The organism is Streptomyces sp. ID05-39B (genome assembly GCF_033794725.1).
Classification (GTDB): domain Bacteria; phylum Actinomycetota; class Actinomycetes; order Streptomycetales; family Streptomycetaceae; genus Streptomyces; species Streptomyces bobili.
In genome coordinates, this window is the sequence record NZ_JARGEF010000382.1 from 1 (window position 1) to 5,111 (window position 5,111).

The window sequence follows — 5,111 nt, forward strand, 5'->3', positions numbered from 1 at the left end:
CGCTCGCCCCGACCCCCACCGTCCTGGATGCCCGCCTCGTCACCTTCTGGCCGTACGGCGCCCCCGTGGACCCACAGGACCCGGACGCCGCGCCCTGGGAGGAGGCGGGCAAGCTGCTCGCCCGCCTGCACCGGACCCCGGCGCCGACCCCACTGCCCCCGATGCGCGGCCCCGCCAAGGCGGCCCGTGCCGTGGCCCGCCTCCGCGAGGCGGGACCCCACCCCGCCGTCGGTCCGGTCCTGCGGGCCTGGGGTCACCTCCCCGCCTGGGCCCGCGCCGAGGCGCCCATGCCGGACACGACGACCCTCTGCCACGGCGACCTCCACCTGGGCCAGCTGGTCCGCCACCCCGCCCCCGACGGCCCGTGGCGCCTCATCGACGTGGACGACCTGGGCGTCGGCGTCCCCGCCTGGGACCTCGCCCGCCCCGCCGCCTGGTACGCCTGCGGTCTGCTCCCGCCCGAGGAGTGGAACCGGTTCCTCACCGCCTACCGGGATGCCGGCGGCCCCGCCGTCCCCGCCGACGGCGACCCCTGGCCCGCCCTCGACGTCCCGGCCCGCGCCCTCACCGTCCAGACCGCGGCCCGCGCCCTGACGAAGGCGCTCGACCGGGGCAGGGATCTGGACGAGGTCGAGCAGGCTCTCGCCGACGCCTGTGCCCGAATGGGTTTCGTACCTGCCCAGTTGGCGCCGAGCCCGGCGAAGTAGGGTGCAACCGACCGCAGCGGGACAGAGTCTGTCCTGGTGATACGCGAAGCAGGACCGACCGGCGAGGAGTTGAGCCGAACCATGCAGTGTCCCAAGTGCCACGCCCCGATGCACACGTACAACCGCAACGGCGTCCAGATCGAGCAGTGCAGCAACTGCAGGGGGATCTTCCTCGACTACGGCGAGCTGGAGGCACTGACCCGGGTCGAGTCCCAGTGGACCCAGCCGGCCCCGCCGCCCCCGGCCGCCCCGCAGGCGTACCCGGCCGCTCCTGTCGCGCCCGCTCCCGCCTGGGGCGCCCCGCAGGGCGGTCACGGGGGCCACGGCGGTCACTACGGCAACAAGCGCCACAAGAGCTTCGGCCACATGCTCTTCTCCAGCTGATCCGGCGCGCACGAAGAAGCCCCCGACCGCGCTGGCGGCCGGGGGCTTTCGGTGTGTGGACGATACTGGGATTGAACCAGTGACCTCTTCCGTGTCAGGGAAGCGCTCTCCCGCTGAGCTAATCGTCCTCGGGGTGATCACGACCCGAGGGCCGTGGATGCTGCGTGCGCGATACTGGGATTGAACCAGTGACCTCTTCCGTGTCAGGGAAGCGCTCTCCCGCTGAGCTAATCGCGCGGGACGGACCTTCGATGATCTGCCGAAGATCCAGTGGACGATACTGGGATTGAACCAGTGACCTCTTCCGTGTCAGGGAAGCGCTCTCCCGCTGAGCTAATCGTCCTTGGAGGTGGAGACGGGATTTGAACCCGTGTAGACGGCTTTGCAGGCCGTTGCCTCGCCTCTCGGCCACTCCACCAGGAGTGTAGGGAACCGTGAAGTCCCCTTCTTCCTTCGAGCGGACGACGAGGCTCGAACTCGCGACCTCAACCTTGGCAAGGTTGCGCTCTACCAACTGAGCTACGTCCGCCTGTCGTTTCGGCCCGCTCTCGCGGCCCGGCGACGAGTTGAACTCTAGCGGATTCCGGGGCCAGCACAAAAACGCGTTTGTGCAGCGTGCTGCGCTGTGTTCCACCGAGTACCTGCTCAAGGTTCCATCGAGTACCTGCTCAGGCCCCTGCCGGCACATCCCGGAGCCCTCGCCGGGATACCCGCCCTAGACTCGACATCGTGCTCGACCTCCCTCCTCTCGCCCGCTTCGGCGACCGCGTCGCCACCGGTCTCCTCGATGTCACGGAAGACCTCTCAGCCCTCGATTCCACGGGTTTCTGGGCCGTTTCCGCCGATTTCGATGGCCGTACGGTCTGCGCCCGCTTCGCCGACGTACGGGTGGAGCCGGTGCCCGCGCCGACGGTGGGGGAGTGGCGGGGTCCCGCGGCCGGTGACTGGACGTCGTCCCTGGATCACGCCGCGTACACGGCCGGGGTGCGCCGGATCCGGGAGTACATCGCGGCCGGCGAGGTGTATCAGGCGAACCTGTGCCGCGTCCTGTCCGCGCCGCTGCCCCCCGGCGCCGACGCGGACGCCCTGACGGCCCTGCTCGCCCGCGGCAACCCGGCGCCGTACGCCGGAACGATTCGGCTGCCCGGGTACGGGGTCGAGATCGCCACCGCCTCTCCGGAGCTGTTCCTGCGCCGGGAGGGGCGGATCGTGGAGTCCGGGCCGATCAAGGGGACCGGGCGCACCGAAGCGGACCTTCTGGAGAAGGACTACGCCGAGAACGTGATGATCGTGGACCTGGTGCGCAACGACCTCGGGCGGGTCTGCGCCACCGGCAGCGTGACCGTGCCCGATCTGTGTGCCGTGGAGAAGCACCCGGGCCTCGTCCACCTGGTGTCCACGGTCCGCGGCGAACTGCGCGAGAACGCCGGCTGGCCCGAACTGCTCGACGCGGCCTTCCCGCCGGGCTCGGTCACCGGCGCCCCCAAGTCCAGCGCCCTGACGATCATCGACGAGCTGGAGACCGCGCCGCGCGGACCGTACTGCGGCGGCATCGGCTGGGTGGACGCCGACCGGGGCACCGGCGAGCTGGCCGTCGGCATACGCACCTTCTGGATCGACCGCGCGGCAGACGTCCTGCGCTTCGGCACCGGCGCCGGCATCACCTGGGGCTCCGACCCCGAGGCGGAGTGGCGGGAGACCGAGCTGAAGGCGTCCCGACTGCTCGCGATAGCGTCGGGAGCGTACGAGGTGAGTGGAGAGGGACTGACGTGAAGATCTGGCTGGACGGCGGGCTGCAGGACATCGAGTCCGCCCGTGTCTCCGTCTTCGACCACGGCCTGACCGTGGGCGACGGCATCTTCGAGACCGTGAAGGCGGTGGACGGCAGGACGTTCGCGCTCACCCGCCACCTCGACCGGCTGACCCGCTCCGCGCGCGGCCTCGGCCTGCCCGAACCCGACCACGCCGAGATCCGCCGCGCCTGCGCCGCCGTCCTGGACGCGAACCCGATGCCGCTCGGCCGGCTGCGCATCACCTACACCGGCGGCCACGGACCCCTCGGCTCCGACCGGGGCGAGCACGGGCCGACCCTCGTCGTCGCCCTCGGCGAGACCGGCCGCCGCCCCGACTCCACGGCCGCGATCACGGTCCCCTGGACCCGCAACGAGCGCGGCGCGCTCACCGGCCTGAAGACGACGTCGTACGCCGAGAACGTCGTCGCGCTGGCCCGCGCCCACCGAAGCGGCGCCTCCGAGGCGCTGTTCGGGAACACCGTCGGACAGCTCTGCGAGGGCACGGGGTCGAACGTCTTCGTCGTTCTGGACGGCGAGATCCACACCCCGCCGCTCGCCTCCGGCTGCCTCGCGGGCATCACCCGCGAATTGACCGTCGACTGGACCGGTGCCAAGGAGACCGACCTGCCGCTGGACGTGCTGGAGCGCGCCGACGAGGTCTTCCTCACCTCCACCCTGCGGGACGTCCAGGCCGTGCACCGCGTCGACGACCGCGAACTGCCCGGCACGCACGGGCCGGTGACCACCAAGGCGATGCGGATCTTCGCCGAACGGGCCGGCGACGACCTCGATCCGTAGGGGCAGGGAGACCGCCGCTCGGCGGGCACTGCTCCCCTAATTCGGCTGACTCGAGGTCGGGCAGCGGGTAGAACACCGGTGATGACCACGACCCTGCGGCCGACCGAGCCGCTCCAGCGCACCGCCGACGGGGCGTTGTCCCGCCGCTTCCAGGTGTGCGTGAACAGCCGCCCCGTGGGCGCGGTCCACCTCTGCACCCACCCCGAATTCGGTCCGGCGGTGGCCCGCGTCGACCATCTGCACATCGAGGAGGCGGACCGCGGGCGGGGCCGGGGCGCGGTGGCCGCACTCGCCGCCGAGGAGGTGGCGCGCGGCTGGGGCTGCCACAGGATCGAGATCCGGGTCCCCGCCGACGCCGAGGCAGCCCTGCGCCTGGCCCGCGCGCTCGGGTACGTCCACCGCAACCGCGGGATGCGAAAGCCCCTCGGCGCCGTCCCGCCCGAACTGCCCGCCGGCAGCCGGGCCAGGCCCATGACCGAGGCCGAGTTCGAGCCGTGGCTGGAGCGGGGCGTCGCGGAGTACGCGCAGGACTGGATCGACCGCGGAGTTCCCGAGGAGGAGGCGTGGGCCAAGGCGCGGCGGGACAGCCGGCCGCCGCAGGGCGTGCACACCCCGGACATGCTGTTCAGCGTCCTGGAGCACGAGGGCGGCCGGGTGGGCACGCTGTGGATGTCCTTCGCGGGCGACATCGCGTTCGTCTTCGACGTCGAGACCGACGAGCCCTTCCGCGGCCGGGGCCACGGCCGCACCCTGATGCTGTTGGCCGAGGCCCAGTCGATCGCCGCCGGCAAGCCCGTCATCGGCCTCAACGTCTTCGCCGGCAACACGCCCGCCGAGCGCCTCTACGACTCGCTCGGCTATGTGCCGGAGGGCTACTCCCTCTACAAACAGCTGCTCTGAGCCGTCTCAGCCCCGCTCGGCCAGCAGCCGGTCCGCGATCTCCTCGACGCGCGCGCGGAGCCCCTCCTGGCTCTTGCCGCCGTCGAGGCGCTCACCGCCGATGACGTACGTCGGGGTGCCGGTGACGCCGATCGCCTTGCCCTCGGCCTGGTCGGCGTCGACGATCAGGATGTGCCGCCCGTCGATGAGCGCCGTGTCGAACTCCTCGGCGTCCAGACCCAGTTCCCGCGCCACCTCGACCAGGAAGGGCTCGCCCTTGCGGTCCAGCTCCTCGACCCGCCCCAGCACCGCCTCGACGTACGGCCAGCCCTGCCCCTGCTCCACGGCCTCCTCGACGGCCTGGGCCGCGGCGAAGGCGTGCCGGTGCTTCTCCAGCGGGAAGTGCCGCAGCCGCGGCTCCAGTCGGTCGCCGTACCGCTCGCGCAGGGCACGCAGATCGGCCAGCGCGGTACGGCAGTCAGGGCACTGGAGCTCGCACCAGACATCGAGGACGAGGGCGGGACCCCTCCCTTTATAAAAAACCCAGCGC

The 5,111-nt window shown here is 71.8% G+C and carries 6 protein-coding genes and 5 tRNA genes; 5 read left to right on the forward strand and 6 right to left on the reverse strand.

Translation table 11 applies throughout. From position 1 onward, the window contains the following. On the forward strand, positions 1–707 hold a 707-nt coding region (locus tag P1P75_RS39505), incomplete at its 5' end, for an aminoglycoside phosphotransferase family protein (protein ID WP_319264462.1). Positions 708–788: 81 nt separating this feature from the next. After that, complete coding sequence (locus P1P75_RS39510; protein ID WP_086766465.1) at positions 789–1,091, forward strand: zf-TFIIB domain-containing protein; 303 nt, start codon at positions 789–791, stop codon at positions 1,089–1,091. 56 nt (positions 1,092–1,147) lie between these two features. On the opposite strand, the gene P1P75_RS39515 is transcribed toward P1P75_RS39510, so the two are convergent. From P1P75_RS39515 to P1P75_RS39535, 5 genes are all read right to left on the reverse strand, one after another. Next, positions 1,148–1,219: transfer RNA gene (locus P1P75_RS39515), tRNA-Val, on the reverse strand. 37 nt (positions 1,220–1,256) lie between these two features. Then, positions 1,257–1,328: transfer RNA gene (locus P1P75_RS39520), tRNA-Val, on the reverse strand. Positions 1,329–1,362: 34 nt separating this feature from the next. Beyond that, positions 1,363–1,434, reverse strand: a tRNA-Val gene (locus P1P75_RS39525). A 1-nt stretch (position 1,435) separates the two neighbouring features. After that, positions 1,436–1,509 (reverse strand) — tRNA-Cys (locus tag P1P75_RS39530). 38 nt (positions 1,510–1,547) lie between these two features. Continuing rightward, positions 1,548–1,620 (reverse strand) — tRNA-Gly (locus tag P1P75_RS39535). 200 nt (positions 1,621–1,820) lie between these two features. On the opposite strand from P1P75_RS39535, the gene P1P75_RS39540 reads away from it, so the two are divergent. From P1P75_RS39540 to P1P75_RS39550, 3 genes are all read left to right on the forward strand, one after another. Next, entirely contained in the window at positions 1,821–2,864 is a 1,044-nt protein-coding gene (locus P1P75_RS39540) for a chorismate-binding protein (protein WP_319264464.1), read from the forward strand. After that, positions 2,861–3,682, forward strand: coding sequence for an aminodeoxychorismate lyase (locus tag P1P75_RS39545; protein WP_319264465.1), 822 nt, complete (start codon positions 2,861–2,863; stop codon positions 3,680–3,682). The genes P1P75_RS39540 and P1P75_RS39545 overlap by 4 nt, the downstream gene beginning before the upstream one ends. A gap of 81 nt (positions 3,683–3,763) precedes the next feature. After that, positions 3,764–4,582, forward strand: a complete 819-nt coding sequence (locus P1P75_RS39550) for a GNAT family N-acetyltransferase (protein WP_319264467.1) — start codon at positions 3,764–3,766, stop codon at positions 4,580–4,582. 6 nt (positions 4,583–4,588) lie between these two features. Here P1P75_RS39550 and P1P75_RS39555 read toward each other — a convergent pair. After that, positions 4,589–5,111: DsbA family protein (locus P1P75_RS39555; RefSeq protein ID WP_319264469.1), on the reverse strand; the 523-nt coding region annotated here is incomplete at its 5' end.